We start from the raw sequence: 20075 nt of genomic DNA on the forward strand, positions 1-20075 counted from the left end.
TCAAATCTCCGCTGACAGTTCAACAGAGCGATTCATCCGCTCAGTACGTGAACGCTGCATTTGTTCAACCGGTAACAGCACCATAAACGTGCTACCCTGACCTTCGCGACTCTCAATCCAGATCTGACCACCATGCAACTGAACAATCTCACGGCTCAGATACAACCCCAACCCCAGCCCCTCCGCCCGACGGCCCGGTGCACGATAGTAACGCTGAAACACGCGCTCCTGCTCTTCGGGCGGAATGCCCGGCCCCTGATCACTGACACTGATCAGCACTGCAGGTGTATTATTGTGTAACAGAGTCGCACTGCGGAGACGAACACCGATCACACTGTCGGGTGGACTGTACTTGATAGCATTACTGATCAGGTTTGTCAGTACCTGCCGGATACGCATTGCATCGCAGGTTACTATCAATTCCGTAGACTCGGTCTCAAGGAGTAACTCACGCTGACCGGCGCTTGGTCGTTGTTGATCGATCACCTGCTGAGCTAGCCCGACGAGATTGACCTGTTGATGTTGTAAGTCAAACTGGCCGGCATCAAGGCGCGAAACATCAAGGAGATTATCCACCAGGCGGAGCATATGCGCCACCTGTTGTGAGAGGATCGTCAAGCCATGCAGATCACGATGATCGCCTTCACGTTGCTGTTCTCGTCGCAACAAAAGATCGGCATAGCTGCGTACTGCTGCCAGCGGGCTGCGTAATTCATGGGCTGCTACGGCCAAAAATTCATCCTTTGCCCGCTGCACCTTTTGGGTTGAGGTAATATCGCGGAACGTAATCACTGCACCTTCAACTTCACCCTGTTCGTTAACCGCCGGGGCGCCGCTGAAGCTGAAAAAGCGCTCACTGTTATCAGGTAGGCATCGCATCACCCGATAATCGTAAAACGTTTCGCCACGCAAGGCACGGGTAAACGGTAAATCATCAGGCGTCAGTGCGTTCCCATCGAGATCGCGCAGATCGTACAGATCGGGAACGGTTGCCAGGGGTGTCTCGAAGCTCAGCGTTGCGCAAGAGAGCAGATCGTGGGCGGCCTGATTGGCTAGGGTTAAACGACCATAACGATCACACAGTAATACCCCTTCGGCAATCGACTCGATCACCGTATGGAATTTTCTACGCTCGTGTTGACTATCTTCATACAACCGCACGTTAGCAATCGCGAAACCGACTTGATTACAAATCGGCATCAGCATGTCCTTGTCAATTGCCTTGGTGAGGTCGATATCACCGAACAGCGCTAGCACACCGGTCACAGTACCGCCGGCTAGCAGCGGTAGATAGGCCGCAGCCGCCATACCGGCTTCGATCAGCGCCGATTCGCCATGCTCGTCGAGCAGTGGCCGAAATGCCGGCTGGCCGTAACGGACAACTTCTGCACAGGGTGACGCATCAACCGACACCTGGTCGAAACAGGAAAGAGTGGTCAGTTCAATGTTACACCAGGCACTGACCTGCAGACGTTCCTGGGCTGGATCGAAGATCAGAAGCGCGCCACTCTGGGCAGGGGTCAATTCGAGGACAACGGTCAAAACACTCTGCACCAGATCGGGCAGATCGGCAGCAGTGCTGATCGACGTTACAACTGCATCAAACGCTTTCAGCCGTTGGTGGCTGCGCCGGAGTTCATCGTACAATTGGGCGTTGCGAATGGCTGCGGCAACGATACCGGCGATAACCTCGAAATCGGTCATCTCTATACCAAGAGGTTCACTGGCATTGCTGACCAGCTCCAGTACCCCTACCAGTGTATGCCCTGCACGTAGTGGGACAGCGGTTACCATCAGGCTGCGCGGTAAGAGATCGCCGATTGCCTGAAAGACTGTCTGTGTCTGAGGGGAGGCAATGCCCTGCAATTCACGATAGCCGTGTTCGCCGTGTTGTTGGATCACCGTCTCACGCTGCCAGGCCAGCCCGGCGGCTCCTTCTCCGGGTTGCAATCTGACACGTAACCAGTGTTCACTGATTGCAGACGGTATCGTGAACCCGGCGTGAGCTACCGGTTGCAAACCGCCCGTGGTAACGAGCCAGAGCATGACGGCGCGTACAGGCGGTAAATGTTCGGCAAAACTGGCGACCAGCGTTGGAAAGAGGTGTTCTGGTTCTTGCAAGGCCAGCCAGGCCGCACTGATCTTGAGCCAGCGCTGGATACCCTCACTTGAAACTGTGCGCTCAATCATCTGATCAGATGTGCTAAGCTCTGGCTGGTGTTCAGTCATCGTAGCAACTCTCCGTGCGACCAGGCCACGGCGCGGTTGATACCTTCTGTTAACGGTACTTGCGGGTTAAACCCCAACAATTCACGGGCCTGCCGGATATCGGCAACGTAGTACGTTACTTCACCGACCCGCTTTGCCGGCTGGACAATAATCTCCGGCTGCCGACCAAAGGCCTGACCGATCAATTCTGCGACCCGAATCAACGTATTTCCCTCGCCGTAGGCCAGATTAATTGTGCGGTTGTATACCTCCCCTCGGAATAAACGGTTGATACCGCACATAATTCCATCAACACAATCGTCAATGTAAGTAAAATCAAGCACCTTATCCGCACCGTATACCATCACTGGTTCCCTACGACTGATCCGATGAATGAACAGCGGAATCACGCGTTCCATGCGCACCAGATCGTTATCGAAGCGGCCGTAGACATTGGAAAAGCGAAAGACGATGTAGCGCAGACCATAACAGCGTGCATAGGCATAGACCATGGCTTCACCGGCAATTTTGGAAGCTGAGTAGGGACTCTCGGTAAAGCTGAAATCGGCGCTCGTCTCCTCTGTTATGTAGCGGTGAATGTCACCGTAGACTTCCCGTGAGGAAGCAAAGATGATCGGGATTTCATGATGCCGGCAATATTCGAGTACATTGTAGGTAATGTTGATATTTTCCAGAGCACGATGCGGCTCGGTTACCAGCTCGTAAACTTTGGCATTGGCTGCCAGATGCACAACCAGATCACAGGGTGGGTAGGGAGCACCACCAATACCGGCGCGAAAATCGCGTTGGGGTATAGCGAGGTCTTGTAACAGGGTTGGAATGCGATCTGTCCACGGGTTGATCCGACGATCAACGCCAAATACCTGGTGACCAGCCTCGATAAGCCGTAGACCGAGGTTGGTACCAATCATGCCTGAAGAACCGGTGATCAGGATGCGCATTGATAGAACCGTCTCGCCAAACTATCAGGATGCCATTACTGCTACCGATACAATGATGGTTATACAACCCAAACGCTATCAGTGAGTGGAAGATAGTGTCCAGGCTGATCATATCGTATGGTATTCGTGAGTAGTATATCATGCCATGCAGCCGGTTACATGAGCGATGGAAATGATGTTATATCGCTGTACCAAAAGTTTAGTGGTGAGGCCAAAATATCTCAGGGAAGTTTAATCGCAGCAGTACTAATGGCAGCACATTATGTTGTCAGGTTGGCATATCCATAATCTCGTTTTGCTTACACTGTACATTTATTCATTTCAGACAACAATGCCCAGGATAGATATAATTGGATTATCAGTTGTACTGGGATGAGATGCAGCGCTTTGTTCGAGAGGATTTTTACCGACGAGTAGTTTACGGTATGAACGACTGGTTTTTCAAGTGTATTTTTTATCGTAGCATGTTGATCGTTCTTTGGAATCATTTTGATTAATATGTAAAACATTACTGCTTTATTACAGTGCATCTCTTTTACTTGTAAATAATACTTTGGAAGGCACCCAATCTCGAGCATACTTATCTGCTTTATCTAACCATTTGGCAATTCGATCTTGTGGTTCTACCCGCTCTCCCCAATATTCCTCAAAGAGTTCAATATCCAGTCGCATAGCTGCTTCAAACATTTCGGCCTCTATATCCTGGAGTGCCCTCTGTATGTATATACCTCCACGCTTTGTGTTGCGAGGTAGGCCTACGCTACCCGCAGAGAATAAATCTCGCACCTGGTGACATACTACGCCGTGATATGTAAGCAGGTAAAGTACTACATCATCATATTTATGTCTAAGCCCAGAAGGACTAACGATTTGTGGGCATAGTAAAGCAGCTTCAGCTCTTAACATCCTCTTTTCTTCGTCAGGCAGACTGGTATACAAGCGAACTTTAATAGGAAGCGAATGCTCTAGCTCTGCTTTTTCTTCTAGCCACCAAAGACGCTCACCAGGTTTTAACCTTTTTCTCGCATATTCGCGAATATAGTGCATCTTTTGCTCTATCGAATAAGTATTGAATTCGTTATAGGTAATACCCATTTGCTCAAATAGTGATCTCCTTTTGGAGTTGATTTCTACCTCGAATCGTGGCACGTGTGTAGTCCTCACATGTATAACACAGTCGTCGTATCTCGCCCATTTAACCTCTGACTTACCTCCCATTTTGCCAAAAACTATGTATATGTAAAGAATACCTGATTTTCTAGTTGACTCCACAATACTATTTGCAACACTTCTTCATGTATCATGTAAGGTAAACTTCACCTCTATGCCAAATTCCCCCAAAGTGATGTCTGGAAAAGCATGAGGATGGGGGTTAAAATCAACAACTAGACCTTTATCCTGCATAAACTCATCAAGTACTTCGCGTACTCGACTTTCAAAGTCTTTGGCAGATTTAAATGCTTGCCCCTCAAGGGCTGAGATATCGTTGCACAACCCCGACGGTCTTTCAAAGTCTTTGGCAGATTTAAATGCTTGCCCCCTTTCTAGGTCTTGATTGAGCATCCGTACTACGTCGTCTAATATCTTCTCAAATTCTTCTACAGTCATACCTGACACCAGTCTCTAAGGTAATTGAGAACTGCATTCGCAATGTGCCATGCCAATACAGGGGGAACAGCATTACCTACCTGTCGCTCTGTTTCCCTTAATTTAGACTCGAAAATAAAATTGTCAGGGAACGACTGAATGCGAGCTGCTTCACGCATCGAGATACGTCTCGGAAGAGAATAGTGGAATTGAATGTTTCCGTGACATTCTGCACGGATTGTGTAACCAGGTTTGTTTGGGTCAAGTTGTCTATTACCCTGTTCAGGGCTTCGATTGGCTAAGCTCCATATGTGATTTATTTCAGGATTAGCTTCGAGACATTCAAGATCGCTAATAGCTTCACGAGCAGTCATCCAATCCTTTCCACTCCTTTCAGGCTCTGGTGGAACAAACTTTGCCCTTCCTTGCTGAGTTCCAACAATGAATACACGCTCTCTGATTTGTGGAACACCATAATCTGCTGCATTATATAATTTATATGATATTTCATAACCTAAAGATTTGAAATCCTCTAATATTTGATGTAATGACGATTTATTATGACGCATTAGCAAGCCTTTGACATTTTCTGCAATGAATATTTTGGGTTTAGTTATTCTAATTGTTTCTACCATGGCTTTGTAAAGGCTACTACGTTTTCCAATAGCACCTGAACCTCTGATATTATTGATAGAGATGTCTTGACAAGGAAATCCACCAATCACAACATCAACATTTTTGGGCATGCTATCCATGACATCCCAAATATCTCCACAAACTATGTTTTCGTTGATATTTCTTCTATATGTTCTACATGCTGCCTCGTTTATATCATTTGCCCAGACAATCTCAAATGGTAATCTAGGGTAATATCTCCCGAATACTTCAAAACCTCCCTTGAATCCCAGGTCCATTCCTCCACAGCCTGAAAATAGAGAAACTACAGAAAAGGTTTGTTCTGTTATAAAAGAATTGGCACTAATGGCAGCAAATAGGGACAAATCTTTGAGAGATTGTGTGCTAGTCTGTTCCAGTAAATTAGTTCTCACTGCTTACCTCACAAGTTTGCTGAGATCGAAGTAGAACACCTGTGCAAAAGATTATACTGGAAAGCAGGCGGGTAGTCAATCAGGTACTTCATTGAAATTATTTGAGAGATAGCACACGATGTAAAACTCAGTGTGATCAACTGCGTGATACGTACTCCCACAAAAAACCGAAGTGTATGGAATAAGCTATGTTTCTACACACCAAATGATCTGGCACGAGTATCGTAAGGCAGGTAAGAGAGCATATCAGAGCATGTCTCCTCTGCTCTCCTACTCATAGCGCAGTGCTGCAATCGGATCGAGGCGGGCAGCGCGATCAGCCGGGTACAGGCCAAAAAATATTCCAACTGCGATAGAGGTAAGGGTTGCGAGCAGAATTGCATCAAGGCTTACTTCAGCGCGAGCGTTCGGCGAGAAATTGGCCAGTAAAGCTGTCCCAATCGCTGCTAATCCATACCCCAGGCCAATGCCGAGGATACCACCCATTAAACTGAGCACGGTCGCTTCAACCAGAAACTGAAGCCGGATGTCATTGCGCCGGGCGCCAACCGCTTTGCGCAAACCGATTTCGCGTGTGCGCTCCGTCACACTGACCAGCATAATATTCATAATCCCGATCCCGCCAACCACCAGCGAGATAGCGGCAATGGCACCGAGGAAGATGGTAATTGCACCGGTAATCGTCGCAAATGAGCTTACCAGGTCTTGCTGAGTGACGATGGTAAAATTGTTGTCCTGATAGGTCAGCCCATTGCGTTGCCGGAGCAATACGGTAACCTGATTGATCAACTCATCGATGCTATCTTCATCCCGAGCCTGAATGTAAACGACGCTCACCTCCACGCGCCGGGTCACATTTTGGGCAGGTGGAAAGAGACGGTCTTGGGCTGTGGTCAGAGGAACAAAGATCTGATCATCTTCATTTGAGGCGAAACTACCACCGCGCTCGGCCATGACGCCAATCACCTGAAACCCGATACCGTTGATCCGAATCCGCTGGCCCACCGGATCGGCATCGTTCGGAAAGAGACGTTGGGCAACACGATACCCCAACACTGCCTCACGTGAGCGCAGTTCAAGTGCACGTTCGTCAAAGAACGTGCCTTTTGCCACCCGGGCATTGCGTACCTGCGGATAATTGGCACTCACACCGGCAATCAACGCATCATAACTAACACCGCTATACGTGGTAAGTGCCCGCCGACTGAACTCGGCACAAACCGCTGCCACTGCCGGTACATTCAGCGGATCAGCAATAGCCGCAATATCTTCATTGGTCAGGCGAGGCGGTACCCGGCGATTCGTCTCTGGGTCATTCGTTCCCGCGAAGAGAAACACCAGATTACTCCCTAATCCCTGCAACTCACTGGTTACCAGCGTTTGAATAGCACCACCTAGCGCCAACAGAGCGATGACAGCGCCTACCCCGATAATGATCCCGAGCATAGTCAGAATGGTGCGCAGTTTATTGGCCAGTAAACTGGCGAAAGCGATCCGCAACGCTTCAATCAGCTTCATCGTTACCTGCTCCGTTTAGCTTAGCGTCCGCGTACACCGGGAGGTGGGCCACTAAAGAGATCGATACGGGCATCGACGCCAGGGACATAGACACAACTGTTTTCATCGATATTCCCTGAACTGATTTCGATGATCTGTTCGTTGCTCAGGCCGGTTTGCACCGCAACCGCCTGTAGCGATGGCTGCACCGGACGTTGCGCAATGTCGAGTGAACACAGCGCCGGATCGGTCGTCACATCAACAAAAAACTGCCCACTTTCAGCACGGATTGCCCGGCGAGGTACGACCAGCGCTTCACTCTTCTCGGCCACGATAATATCGGCGCTTGCCGACATACCCGGGCGCACTGAGGCGGGTGGATCATCAGTCACAATCCGCACGGTATAGGCAGTAACCCCGGATTGCACAATGGAGAGCGGATTGATGCGGGCAACCGTTCCACGCAGATCGAGGTTAGGCAGCGCATCGAGGACGAGAATAGCGGGTTGACCAACCGCAATCTGGGCGACATCGATTTCATCAACGGTCACATCAACGTAATAACCACTCAGATCAGCCAATACCACGGCCGGTTGTGCAGCGTTATAGAACTCACCAACTTCCAGATTCACCTCGGCTACCACTCCGGCAATAGGTGCGGTCAGAGTTGCCCGTTCCAGGGCAAGCTGCGCCTGCGACAGGCTGGCCCGGGCACTGGCGACCTGCGCTTCAGCGCTGGCCAGATCAGCCTCGCTCGGAGGAGCGGTGATCCGTTGCAGATTTGCCTGCGCACTGGCAACCGCCGCATTGGCCGCAGCCAGACTGCCGGCTCGCTGATCGCCGAGCAGCTTATTCAGATTGGCTTCAGCCTGGGCTAACTGAGCACGGGCTGCGGCTACCTGATCTGAATCGGCGCCGGCTAATATGCGATCGAGGTTGGCCTGGGCATTGCGTAGTTGAGCTTCGGCCTGGGTAATGCCGGTAATCTCGGCCTGCCTGGCCTGCTCATAGGCTACCTGAGCCTGCCGCATCTGCTCTTCGGCATTCTCTACCGCTCGCAGTGCTGCTGCTTCAGCATCGAGCGCTGATTGTGGTAACGACTGCCCGAAGCGCGCCAGTTGCTGCTCGCGCTCTCGATTTTCGTTGTAAATACGGCTATACTCGGCTTGGCGGTCGCGTAATGTATTGGCGGCTTGCAACAATTGCGATTCAGCCCGCGTCTTTGCCGCCGAAAGTGAATCACGTTGTGCCTGTAATGCTGCGGCTGCCTGATCCACCTGCGCCTGCGCCTGCGCTACCTCACTGGCCTTTGGTCCACCCAATAGCCGTTCAAGACTCGCCCGTGCCTGTTCAACCTGGGCCCGCGCTGCCGCCAAATCCTGCTCGGTAACATTACCGGTTGTCTGGCGTAACTGCGCCTGCGCCTGCGCCAGTTGGGCCTCTGCCGCAGCGACCTCGGCAGCACTCGGTCCGGCCCGCAACCGATCAAGGCTGGCCTGCGCCTGCGCCAGTTGGGCCGCAGCCTGATCGACCCGCAATTCCAGATCGCGAGTGTCAAGTCGGGCCAGCACCTGACCGGCTGCTACCTGATCGCCAACCTGTACCAGGACCTCACTGATCAGACCACTGCTGGCGAAAGTGAGATCGATCACCTGCTGAGGTTGAATAGAACCACTGGCATTCACTGTTGCACTGATTGGGCTGCGTTGTGGGCGAGCGAGGGCATAGTTGAGCCTGACACCGGAAGGTTGGTCACGGTTAAAAATAAAGAAACCAGCTACAAGAACACCAGTAATAATGAGAATGCCGATTCCCCATCCAAGACGATTTTGACGACGGTGAGGGCGTGATGATTGACTCATACGAAAGCCTCAATACTGCGTACGCACAATTATACACATCAGTATCATCATACTACGAGTTACTACCGGTAAACGGTACATTTGACGGTATGCAAGGTTAGGATGTTGCGCTACGGGAAGTGACTTGCATAATCGATGGCACAGTCAAAGAATTGGGAGCGTTTTGGTAACACAGCACGTCAGCAGTCTGCCATACCGGTATCAGAACAGCGTTTGCATACTGACATGTTGGCGGTGTGGGCGACTTTGATATAACCCACCTGACGGACACACGTTCGGGCTGGCTTGCACCACCCTCACCCGATCCGGATCGCGGCAGGTGTGGAAGCCAGACGTTTGCACTCCAGACGACCCGATACAGGCATCGGTGGGTACGAAACGAGTATGATCCAACGCAGCGTTCAAAGATGGTAATATCTCGAAAAGACCGGAGAAGGGCAAGGGCAACATCACCCGTCGTCAATTGTGACACCAAGGGTGGTTTACTCGACCATATTCGCGTTACGTTCAAGATCGCGACAGCCAATCAACTCATTGATCCCATCGAGCAACAATTGGAGCAACTGTGTGAGTTCTTGCAATTGTTCCAGGCTGAAGCGAGACAAGATACGATCCATATCGGCGCGCCGGGCTTCCTCGACTAACGCCAGCCGCTGCTCTCCCTGACGGGTAAGCATCACTTGCACGACCCGGCGATCTTCGGCGTCGCGTACCCGTCCAACCAGATTCTCTTCAATCAAACGGTCAACAATACCGGTCAACGTGCCCGCGGATTGCTGCGTAATGTCGGCCAGATCACTCATCCGACACAGGCCCGCCTCACGGATGGCAAAGAGCGTCACCATTTGCGGTAATGTCAACCCAATCTCGGGTCGACTCAACGTTTGCAATAACTGCTTCTGGCTCTGCCAGGTGATCTGGCGGACGATGTCATCAATGACATGCGTGTGATGAGCACGAGCCTCTTGTTCGTTCATGCATTTCCTCGCAGGCAAATATGCTGAGGAGAGAATAATTCTGAAGACAAATATTTGAACCTCTGATAACCATCGTACCCTATTGTTTTACGAATGTCAATGTCTTGCACAGCTAATATCATGTCTTTGCTTCAGACATTCAACGCCAACGGCGTCAGTAATCGCTCGTTACTCACCACTTGCGATTTCTATGGTACCCTTCGTAACGGCAACAATTCGTGGAACAGGAGGCAAGTATGACAACAGACGATATGACGCGGCTGGCGGCATTGGGACCACTCGATGGCCGTTACCGTGCTGATGTGGCAAGTCTGGCTAGCTTTTTCAGTGAAGCTGCTCTCTTTCGCTATCGTGTGCGGGTAGAGGTGGAATATCTTATCTTTCTCTCACGTGCCCGTGGCATCCATTTTGTCCCGCCGCTGACCCCGCCGCAACAGGCTGCGCTCCGTGCCCTCTACCGCCAGTTTGGTGATGATAATGCGCTGGCGATTGCGGCATGGGATCGGCGTGTCAATCACGATGTGAAAGCGGTTGAGTACTGGTTACGCGAACGGTTAACAACACTCGGTTTAACCGGTCATCTGGAAGCGGTGCATTTCGCGCTAACCTCTGAAGATGTGAACAATCTGGCGTATGCGCTGATGGTCAAAGAGGCACGTGAAATGGTCTTGCTGCCGGCACTTGAGTCCTTGCTCGAACGCATTCGGCAGTTGGCCGACGAGGAAGCAGCGACACCGATGCTGGCCCGCACGCACGGGCAACCCGCGACGCCAACGACGTTCGGCAAAGAGATGAATGTCTTCTTTATGCGGTTACGACGGGCGATCAACGACATGATGGCGATCAAGATCACCGGTAAGCTCAACGGCGCAAGTGGTGTTTTTGCCGCCCACCACGTTGCCCTGCCCCAGATCGACTGGCTAAAATTCTCGCGTGCCTTTGTGCGTTCGCTCGATCTGGAACCGATCTTGCTCACGACCCAGATTGAACCGCACGACACACTGGCAGCGCTCTGCGATACGCTCAAACGGATTGGCGCAATTCTGACCGACCTTAGCCAGGATTGCTGGCGCTACATTAGCGATGGTTATCTGGTACAGGCGGCCCGGGCCGGTGAGGTTGGCTCTTCAACTATGCCGCATAAGGTGAATCCTATCGACTTTGAAAACGCCGAAGGCAATCTGGCGCTGGCCGGTGCGTTACTTGAATTGTTCAGTCGTAAGCTACCGGTTTCGCGCCTCCAACGCGATCTCTCCGACAGCACGGTCTTGCGTAATCTGGGCCTGGCCTTCGGCTATTGTCTCCTCGCTTACCAGCGCCTGCTGCGCGGACTGCAAAAAGTGGCTGTTGATCGCGCCCGCTTGCGTCGCGATCTCGAAGCGCATCCCGAAGTCCTGGCCGAGGCTATTCAGACAATCCTCCGCCGTGAGGGTTTTGCTGAACCCTACGAGTTGTTGAAGTCTTTTTCGCGTGGTCGTGCGCTGACTGCCGAAGATATTGCCCGCTTCATCGACAGTTTACCGGTCAGTGATGCGGTGCGGGCCGAGTTGCAGGCGCTCGCACCTGCGGCGTATATCGGTCTGGCAGTCAAGCTTGCCCAACTACGTGATGAGGCGACAGTTGGTAACTGGACGTAGCGATAGTGCAATATAATTCCACTGTCACGATGATCGATGGCGTGGCAGTGGAAGAGTTTGTTGTAGGTACATGCACGATTTTGTATTTGCAATCTATTGACAAAGAGTGTACACTGTAGAAAGGTGCCGAATAGATCTGTTTAAGAGTCAATGCCGGTGTAGAGACGCTCAGATGACACAGCGACAATAGCACGATGAGATGCCATTACATCTGTATCCTCGAAATGAACAGTCATAGCAGAAAGGCAGGCAGGGAATGGCCGTCATTGAACTGACGATTTGCCGGCTTTGCTCCCGTAGCCGCCCCGACATCTGGCAGACACTGTCACGATTGCGTACAGCGTATCCCGGTGCGCTATGCATTGTTGAACTTGATTGCATGGCCGCATGCGATGATGTGCCGGCGGTGATGCTGGAATACGACTATTTTCCCCGCGTTACTCCACAACAATTGAGCGAAATCGTAGAATCGCGATTGCACGCGGTAACGAGGTCTCCGGAATAGGGTTTGTGGCGGAGAGCATTCTATACCACCTCTCGCACAAAGACATCTATCGCTCAGGGCATGCTCGTGGCAGATACACCGGCAAGCCGCTGATGGATCGTTGCCGGTATAAACGCATCGGTTTAACGCATCCGCGCTCTGGTGCATTGTCAGGGTGATATCTGGTAGCGTACCGTGCTTTTGTTGATACCGGATGGGATATGGCTGCTCCCGTAGCGGTGCCTTCTGGAGCAGACATGGTGCTGGCGGGAAACGGGATGGTGGATAGGGGTGTTATCCGCCATCCCGGCACTTTCCTGGCAGTCTGAACGTCTGGCGAACCACCCTTACTCGCGCACCAGTAGCGCTATCGGCCAGTGACCAAGTACCTCGGCCATTGCCAGGCCGGCACCAGCATGGTGTTCGACGACGGTCAGGCATTCGTCGGTGAACAGGTTGCGGTAACGTATACCCGGTAGGGTGTCGGGTAACGGGAGCCATGTCTCTCCCCAGAGGTCGCCAAGCGGTGGCACTTCCTGTCCACCACTCAGGCGAGCGGTGAGACGAGGTGCGACAGTCACCGCTTCGCCGGCAGTTGAATGGCGACGGGCAAAGGCGATGACATGTCCGGCTGCCGGCCCTTCGGCGTACAGGGGTACATACTCGCCATAGGCAAAGAGTTCGGGGCGGTCGCGGCGTAGCTCTAACACAGTGGCAATTGTGTAGAGCTTGATCCGTCCATCAGCGGCTGTGGCCAGCAAATCGGCAGCCAGCGCCGCTGTACCGTTCTGTGCGCGTTGCCGACGGATGGCGGCCAGCAGCGCAGCCCGCCGGGCAAAGTCGACCGGTCGTCGATTGTCGGGATCAACCAGGCTGAAATCCCACAGTTCGCAACCCTGATACAGATCAGGAATACCGGCGGTTGTCAGGCGCACGAGGGTTTGGGTCAGACTGTTGAAACGACCGAAAAAGGCGATGCGCCGGGCAAAGCTGTCGAGACTCTCCAGAAACCGCCGCGAGCGACGCGGATCGAGGATACCGGTCACAAACCGTTGTACGGCTGCATCATACTCTGGGTTCGGATTAATCCAGCTCGTGTTGACCTTCGCTTCACGGGTTGCCTTTTCCATATAGGCAACCATCCGTGCGGTGAAACTGTCCAGATGTTCCATCCCCTCCCAGGTGCCAACCAGGGTCTGGTAGAGCAAGTATTCGTCGTTCCGGGTTGGTGCCGTACTACCCTCAATGGTGCTGCGCTTCGCGGCATTAAAGCGACTCCAGCGTGCCACGTGCCGTCGCCACTCATCAGGTACCTCGCTGAGGACACTGAGGCGGGTGCGCACATCTTCGCTGCGTTTGGTGTCGTGGGTTGATGTCGTCACCATACTGTGCGGCCACTGTTGTTGCCGTTCCTGAGCTGCCTGATGCAGGTCGGTAACTTCACATCCAAAGAGTTCAGGATGCCCACCAACTTCATTCAGGGCTACCAGCCGGTTGTAGACGTAGAATGCGGTGTCTTCAACCCCTTTCGCCATCACCGGCCCGCTTAACTGCTGAAACTTCATCACGAAACGCAGGACCTCGGCATGCGCTTCGGGGGCAAAATGGTGGAGATTGCGCAAGAGCAACGTCTCTTCCAGAAAGTCGAAAATCTGGGCAGCCGTGCGCGGATTGCGTCGTTTGGCTTCACGCACTGCGTAGCGAATCGCCTGTTCGTCACGCTCGCTGACAACGCCATCCAGGCTGATATACGTGCGGTAGACGGGCATCGCCGCAATCACCTCGCGAATCGCAAAGGTCAGGCTGTTGAGGGTAAAATCGCGATAGCGGCGGGTATGCTCGCTCAACCGGTCGAGGAGATGGCTCAGGGTATTGACCTCACTGGCCAGTGAGACCAGCATGATCTCCTTCTTTTTGCTGTTGACCAGGTTGGCGAAGGTGGGTTGGGGGCCGGTGAACTGGGTGTACAGACGGTTGAACACCCGTTGACTGCTGCGGTCAATCAATACGCCACCGATCTGGTTGAGAAAGTCGTAGCCGGTTGTACCGGCCACGGCCCAATCGGCAGGTAATGGTTCGCCGTGGCTAAGAATCTTCTCGGCAACAATGTAGAGGGGCCAGGAGCGCTCGCCACGTTCGGCCTGGGTCAGGCGCTGACGGATTTGGTCGTCGAGATCAGGGGGAGCACTCCCACCGAAGTGGAATGCGGCCCGGTAGCGCAGATAACTCTCTTGCAATTGGCGAAAGTAGGCTGCTGGCTGCCACAGTCCATCGGGGTGATCAATCCGAACGCCGGTAGCAATTCCTTCAGCCAACAAGCGCAACACCAGATCATGCGTGGCCTGCAATACTTCAGGTAGTTCAACCCGAATCGCTGCCAGGTCATTGATGTCGAAGAAGCGACGATAGTTGATCTCCTCGGTGGCGACCCGCCAGAATGCAAGGCGGTACGATTGGCGGGCGATCAAGGCATCAAGTAAGTTAAAACTGTGTGGATCACCGGGTATGCCATTGTAGTCAGCTAATGCCCGTTCAACCATCTGACGAACGGGTTCACTGGCTTCGATCAACGTTGCGATTCGACGCTTAATTACTTCTTTCTCGCGGTTGCGCTCGATCACCCGATCAGGCGTGGTTTCGTGGCGAGACGGTAAATAACCGATAGCAGTGATAATGCTCTGCAATTCGATGGCGTCGGGATGATCTGCGCCCAATTCATTCAGCAGCTCATCGAGGCGGTGGGTGAGAATGTCGGCATAGCTCCGCGGATTGAGGGGGAAGCGATGCTCCCAGTAGTTGAGGCTGAAACCGCCGTCATTGTCGTAGGACAACCGTAGCTCGCCCCGCTCCAGGATGACGCCGTACTGGTCACCCAGCACCGGCAATAACACTTTCCCCTGCAATTCGGGTGGTACCGGGTCCCAGTCGATATCGAAGTACGGTGCGTAGATCGAACTTGGCCCGTTTTCGAGCACATCGCGCCACCAGGTGTTGCGCGGATCGCCAATTCCCATATGGTTGGGGACGACATCGAGAATCAGCCCCAGGTGGTGTTCGCGTAATACGGTTGCGAGATGGGCAAACCCCTCTTCACCTCCTAGTTCGGGGTTGAGATGGGTGTGATCGGTAATATCGTAGCCATGACGACTACCGGCGCGAGGGGTTAGAATGGGGGAGAAGTAGAGATCACTAATCCCAAGCTCAACGAAGTAGGGGACGTAGCGAGCAACGTCGGCAAAGGTCAGGTCGGCATTCAACTGTAGGCGATAGGTTGCACGCGGAACATGCAGTTCTACATCAATCATGGCTCTCCTGGTGGTAGGCGAAAGCGTAACTTGACACCCAATGATCGAAAGAGACGTAACCACGCATGGGCATCAGCATAGCCTTCACCTGCTTCAATGTTCATTTGCGGATACACAGTTTGCAACAACTCGTAGTAGACATTTTGCGTATACCAGACATCAACCTCGAAAGGCAGGTTGCGGGCCAGGCCAACGGCGGCATCGAGCTGCGTCAACAATCCACGGTCTTCTGGCGTTAACTGGAATTGCTCGCTGATTGAGCGGATTGTCCGCGATAGCGCGTAACTCAGTCCGTCGCTATCGAGGGTAACGCCCGACCGTTGGGCTTCTCGTAACAGGCTATTGATCCGATCAAAATCCAGTGGTTCAGCCTCGAACAGGCGGCGTAGTTCGGTATTGATGGCAAATTCGGCGGCGATCTGAAATTCACGCGGCACCGGCATACCTATACTGGCGAGAAACCGCATGAGTGGGGCATGGTTTTCGTAGATTTGACGATACGCGGCTTCCGCCTCGGCCAGACTTGAGGTGAGGATGCGATGCAGAATCTGGCGCTGCTCATCGCCGAAGAGTAGCTTGAGCGAATACTGTTCCTGACCAAAATTCCGATCAACCATGCGGATCACACCCGGAATATCCGCCCGCAGGAAGAGTTCGCTTAACTCTTCAATCAGTTGCCGGTATGACTGTTCGCCCTGGTACGCCCGGACGCCACCCGAAATGTTGTGATCGCCGAGATGCAGCACGCCAAAGCTCAGGCGGGTCGATTCACCGGTGATCGTCGACTGAATGTGAATCCGTCCCATGGCCAGACGCGATTTACCGGCCAGCAACAGATGGTAATCTTCACGGTCAACCGTGTAGGCGTAGATTTGTTCACGCTCACCTACACCGTTGAAGAGGGTCTTCATGGCGTAGTGAGCACCCACTTTACGCAGGTCGACCATTGCCGGGCGTACATGGCGTTCGTAGAGATCGCGACCATTGCCACGGGCCGGTAGATTGCTCCGCGCCTGTGCCAGACGATCAAGAAATTCTGCCTCGAAATCCTCGCCAAACAGATCGTGCGCCAGTTGCAGTGCCCGTCCGGCGTACATCATGACCTGAATGGTCTCAATCCCGCTCAGATCGTCGAAGAACCAGCCACACGAGGTATACATGAGCATCAAGTGGCGCTGCAATTCCATCAGCTTCAGCACCGCGATCCGCTGACCCTCATCGAGCCGGCCACGACCGTGACGGCCAATGAAGGCGGCGATGTTCTCCGGTGAACGATTCAAAATGACGCTGATGTAGTCATCGCGGGCAGCCCATGGCTCGACGAGTAAGCGACGGGCGTATCCCTCGAAGCGGGGGGCAATCGTGTCGCGGAGCCAATCGAGGGCAGCGCGTAAGGGAGCACGCCAGGCCTGATTCCAGCCCGGATTGCCACCGGTATTACAACCACAATCACTCATCCAGCGCCCGACCCCATGCGCACAGCTCCACGACGTTCGCTCGATGATCTGCACTTCGTGGGTTGGCCGATAGCGCTGCAAGTAGGCGGCGTAATTCGTCAACTGCGCCAGCCCGGTTTGTTCGATGTAGTGCAACGCATAGGCAAGCGCCATGTCACCATGGCGGTGATGATGCCCATACGTTTCGCCGTCGGTAGCGATATGGGCTAATTGCGGCCACGGACGCTGGTCGTTGAAGATACTGGCCAGACGGTTGGCGAAACCCACACCGCTACTCAGCAGGCGCTCGAAGGCAACGGCACGGGCCACCGGGCCATCGTAGAAGAAGACCGTGATCGACCGTCCTTCCGGTAATTTGACCAAATACGGCTGGGTGGGGTCGATCCGGCCACCGCTGACATCGTGCCAAATCAGTTCGCCGATGTGGCGCACATGACTGGCCTGCGTTGGGGCCAGAATGGTAAAGCGAATTCCGTGCATAGCCATAACATCGAGGGTTTCAAGATCAACGGCGGTTTCCGGTAGCCACATCCCTTCTGGGTCGCGACCAAACCGGTACTTGAAATCCTGAATCCCCCAGATGACCTGCGTCACCTTATCACGGCGGGCCGCCAGTGGCATAATCAGGTGGTTGTAGCACTGGGCCATTGCTGAACCGGCCCCGAAATAGCGCTGGCTCTCTTGATCGGCATCCAGGATAGCCTGATACACCTGCGGTGCATGATCGGCCAGCCAGGTCAACAGCGTTGGCCCAAAGTTGAAGCTGATCCGGCTGTAGTTATTGACAATCTGAACAATTTGGTTTTGACTATCCAGAATACGTGAAGCGGCGTTTTGTTCATAGCACTCGGCAGTAATCCGCTCATTCCAGTCGTGGTATGGATACGCCGAGTCTTGCTGTTCAATTGTTTCAAGCCACGGGTTTTCGCGTGGTGGTTGATAAAAGTGGCCATGAATACAAATCAGCCGCTCGGCCATGATGCACGCTCCCAGAATACTCGTAAACGGTTATGACGCTTCTGCTGTCAGTAAGACAGCACTATGGCCGACACATGTTACCCAACCATTGTTGAAGGTTGCCGATGGCGGATCAGCACTGTCCATGCGGATGCGCCAGGTGTCAGGAGTCAATTTAATCCGGGCCGGTTCGGCCCCAAAATTGAGCAGTAACCTGATTGTAGGCCATTCTACAACAATTACCCGATCAACGATGCGGGTTCGCGGTCGTTGGCGCAGGCCGGGTAGGACGCGGCGGAGTGACAATAGTTCCCGGTAGAATGCCTGATGCGCGGCGTGGCGACCAACGGTGCGCAGCGCATGGTTGAGTTTCGAGCGGGTGAAGGTGGTCGGGTCTTGGGGATCGGGTACCTCCTGCCCTGGACTGAGAAAATATGCAAATTCGCGCTTGCGCCCCTCGCGTACCCCCTCGATGAGTGCCGGATCGCTGTGGTCGGTAAAATACTGGAACGGTGCCGGTTCGTTGTACTCTTCACCCATGAAGATCAATGGTGTATACGGGCTGAGTAGCACAGTTGCTGCGACCAGTCGCATCTGCGCTTCACTCAGCGTTGCTCCCAGCCGGTCACCCAATGCGCGATTGCCGACCTGATCGTGGTTTTGGGCAAAGACCACGAACTGCTCGACTGCCAGATCAGACGGATCACGCCCAAAACGGCGGCGGGCATGTGGTGAGTATTCCCCGGCGAAGACAAAACTCCGTTCGAGCGCAGTCGCCATCTGTTCGATGCTGCCGAAGCCTTCGTAATACCCGCGCCGCTCTCCCGTTAACAATGTATGCAACGCATGGTGAAAATCATCCGACCAGACACCGCTTAACCCATAACCTCCCAATACCTTGGGGCGGGCAAAACGCGGATCGTTGAGTGGATGTTCGGCGAAGAGATACGCCGGTCGTCCCAGACGGATGGCCTGAGCCTGCACCCGATCCGCCAGCTCTTCGAGGACGTGGTAGGGCGATACATCAAAGATCGCGTGCGTCGCATCAAGGCGCAGGCCGTCGATATGATATTCGCGGAGCCACTCTAGCGCATTTTCGATGATCAGCCAGCGCACCAGATCACTCTCCGGGCCATCGTAGTTGATTGCAGCACCCCACGGCGTCTGATAGCGATTGGTGAAGGCCGGAGGGGCAATATCCCACAAATAATTACCTTCCGGGCCAAAGTGGTTGTAGACCACATCGAGCAGGACGGCCATGCCATGCGCGTGAGCGGCGTCGACCAGCCGTTTCAAACCGGTCACTCCACCGTAGGCGGTGTGGGGTGCGTAGAGGTACACGCCGTCGTACCCCCAGTTGCGGACACCGGGAAAATGTGCCACTGGCATTAGCTCAATGGCCGTGATCCCCAAATCATGCAAAAGCGGTAAGTGAGGAATAATCGCCTCAAACGTTCCCTCCGGGGTAAATGTGCCAACGTGGAGTTCGTAAATGACCAGGTCGGAGAGCGGTACACCCCGCCATGCCGTGTCAGTCCAGGCAAAAGCGTGATCGACAACAGCGGACGGGCCATGCACTCCTTCAGGCTGGCAACGTGAAGCCGGATCGGGTCGCTCGCGGTTGCCGTCAAAGCGATAGCGGTAGCGACTGCCCGGTGCTGCCGTGGTAACCACATGCCAGCAGCCATAGCCAATCGGTTGCATCGCTATCGTCTGCGGTGTGGGGTCGAGTAACATCAGTTCGACCCGGTTTGCAGTCGGTGCCCATAAGGTGAAGGCAGTTGTACCATCGGCGCGATAGATTGCGCCAGGGAGAGGAAGATCAAACATCGCTAGACCTCTTGATATATAGGCAGAAAACCTGTTTGTGTCGTATACCATGCTGTCCTGGTACGAAGTGCAGTTTCGTTGAGAACGGGATGTACGGTCAACCAGGGATGGCAGGAAGCAATGCTGTTGCGACGAACGCAGCAACGGGGTCGCTGCGTTAGCCGGGAGTAACTCACGTCGGCAAGTCACTCCCGGTCAAGTGTAGCACGAACAATCAGCAGGTACGAAATGGAAGCACGCTAAACGTGCGTCTTGCAGTGGTA

General features: G+C 53.5%; 11 protein-coding genes and 1 pseudogene. 2 read left to right on the forward strand and 10 right to left on the reverse strand.

Going from position 1 to position 20075, the window contains the following annotated elements; genetic code table 11:
* From VAE55_RS02885 to VAE55_RS02920, 7 genes and pseudogenes are all read right to left on the reverse strand, one after another.
* Complete coding sequence (locus VAE55_RS02885) at positions 1-2229, reverse strand: ATP-binding protein (RefSeq protein ID WP_322814313.1); 2229 nt, start codon at positions 2227-2229, stop codon at positions 1-3.
* Complete coding sequence (locus tag VAE55_RS02890) at positions 2226-3170, reverse strand: NAD-dependent epimerase/dehydratase family protein (protein WP_322814314.1); 945 nt, start codon at positions 3168-3170, stop codon at positions 2226-2228. Before VAE55_RS02890 ends, VAE55_RS02885 begins: the two co-directional genes overlap by 4 nt.
* Positions 3171-3689: 519 nt before the next feature.
* Positions 3690-4778, reverse strand: a pseudogene (locus VAE55_RS19090) (restriction endonuclease).
* Positions 4775-5758, reverse strand: a complete 984-nt coding sequence (locus tag VAE55_RS02905) for a DNA cytosine methyltransferase (RefSeq protein WP_416181163.1) — start codon at positions 5756-5758, stop codon at positions 4775-4777. Before VAE55_RS02905 ends, VAE55_RS19090 begins: the two are co-directional and overlap by 4 nt.
* 318 nt (positions 5759-6076) lie before the next feature.
* Positions 6077-7324: an ABC transporter permease gene (locus VAE55_RS02910; RefSeq protein ID WP_322814318.1), complete on the reverse strand. Its 1248-nt coding sequence runs from the start codon at positions 7322-7324 to the stop codon at positions 6077-6079.
* 20 nt (positions 7325-7344) lie between these two features.
* Positions 7345-9165, reverse strand: a complete 1821-nt coding sequence (locus VAE55_RS02915) for an efflux RND transporter periplasmic adaptor subunit (RefSeq protein ID WP_322814319.1) — start codon at positions 9163-9165, stop codon at positions 7345-7347.
* A gap of 482 nt (positions 9166-9647) precedes the next feature.
* Positions 9648-10142, reverse strand: coding sequence for a MarR family winged helix-turn-helix transcriptional regulator (locus VAE55_RS02920; protein WP_322814320.1), 495 nt, complete (start codon positions 10140-10142; stop codon positions 9648-9650).
* 236 nt (positions 10143-10378) lie between these two features.
* On the opposite strand from VAE55_RS02920, the gene purB reads away from it, so the two are divergent.
* Together purB and VAE55_RS02930 are read left to right on the forward strand one after the other, a co-directional pair.
* Positions 10379-11779 (forward strand): adenylosuccinate lyase, encoded by a 1401-nt coding sequence (purB, locus tag VAE55_RS02925; RefSeq protein WP_322814321.1) that lies wholly within the window; start codon positions 10379-10381, stop codon positions 11777-11779.
* Positions 11780-12035: 256 nt separating this feature from the next.
* Positions 12036-12284: an NAD(P)H-dependent oxidoreductase subunit E gene (locus VAE55_RS02930; RefSeq protein WP_322814322.1), complete on the forward strand. Its 249-nt coding sequence runs from the start codon at positions 12036-12038 to the stop codon at positions 12282-12284.
* A 326-nt stretch (positions 12285-12610) separates the two neighbouring features.
* Here VAE55_RS02930 and VAE55_RS02935 read toward each other — a convergent pair whose 3' ends face one another.
* From VAE55_RS02935 to treZ, 3 genes are read right to left on the reverse strand one after another with little or no spacing between them, the layout of a single operon-like run.
* The gene (locus VAE55_RS02935) at positions 12611-15568 is read right to left on the reverse strand and encodes a malto-oligosyltrehalose synthase (protein WP_322814323.1); all 2958 of its coding nucleotides are present in this window, start codon (positions 15566-15568) and stop codon (positions 12611-12613) included.
* Entirely contained in the window at positions 15565-18003 is a 2439-nt protein-coding gene (locus VAE55_RS02940) for a DUF3536 domain-containing protein (protein WP_322814324.1), read from the reverse strand. The genes VAE55_RS02935 and VAE55_RS02940 overlap by 4 nt, the downstream gene beginning before the upstream one ends.
* Before the next feature lie 30 nt (positions 18004-18033).
* Positions 18034-19812 (reverse strand): malto-oligosyltrehalose trehalohydrolase, encoded by a 1779-nt coding sequence (gene treZ, locus VAE55_RS02945; RefSeq protein ID WP_322814325.1) that lies wholly within the window; start codon positions 19810-19812, stop codon positions 18034-18036.
* Between the last annotated feature and the right edge of the window lie 263 nt (positions 19813-20075).

Origin of the sequence: Chloroflexus sp. (genome assembly GCF_034432675.1) — a bacterium.
Classification (GTDB): Bacteria; Chloroflexota; Chloroflexia; order Chloroflexales; family Chloroflexaceae; genus Chloroflexus.

What these genes read in the sequence shown, in the direction of transcription:
- VAE55_RS02885 (WP_322814313.1), bottom strand. Translation starts at nt 2,229, where the DNA reads ATGACTGAACACCAGCCAGAGCTTAGCACATCTGATCAGATGATTGAG.
- VAE55_RS02890 (WP_322814314.1), bottom strand. Translation starts at nt 3,170, where the DNA reads ATGCGCATCCTGATCACCGGTTCTTCAGGCATGATTGGTACCAACCTC.
- VAE55_RS02910 (WP_322814318.1), bottom strand. Translation starts at nt 7,324, where the DNA reads ATGAAGCTGATTGAAGCGTTGCGGATCGCTTTCGCCAGTTTACTGGCC.
- VAE55_RS02915 (WP_322814319.1), bottom strand. Translation starts at nt 9,165, where the DNA reads ATGAGTCAATCATCACGCCCTCACCGTCGTCAAAATCGTCTTGGATGG.
- VAE55_RS02920 (WP_322814320.1), bottom strand. Translation starts at nt 10,142, where the DNA reads ATGAACGAACAAGAGGCTCGTGCTCATCACACGCATGTCATTGATGAC.
- purB (WP_322814321.1), top strand. Translation starts at nt 10,379, where the DNA reads ATGACAACAGACGATATGACGCGGCTGGCGGCATTGGGACCACTCGAT.
- VAE55_RS02930 (WP_322814322.1), top strand. Translation starts at nt 12,036, where the DNA reads ATGGCCGTCATTGAACTGACGATTTGCCGGCTTTGCTCCCGTAGCCGC.
- VAE55_RS02935 (WP_322814323.1), bottom strand. Translation starts at nt 15,568, where the DNA reads ATGATTGATGTAGAACTGCATGTTCCGCGTGCAACCTATCGCCTACAG.
- VAE55_RS02940 (WP_322814324.1), bottom strand. Translation starts at nt 18,003, where the DNA reads ATGGCCGAGCGGCTGATTTGTATTCATGGCCACTTTTATCAACCACCA.
- treZ (WP_322814325.1), bottom strand. Translation starts at nt 19,812, where the DNA reads ATGTTTGATCTTCCTCTCCCTGGCGCAATCTATCGCGCCGATGGTACA.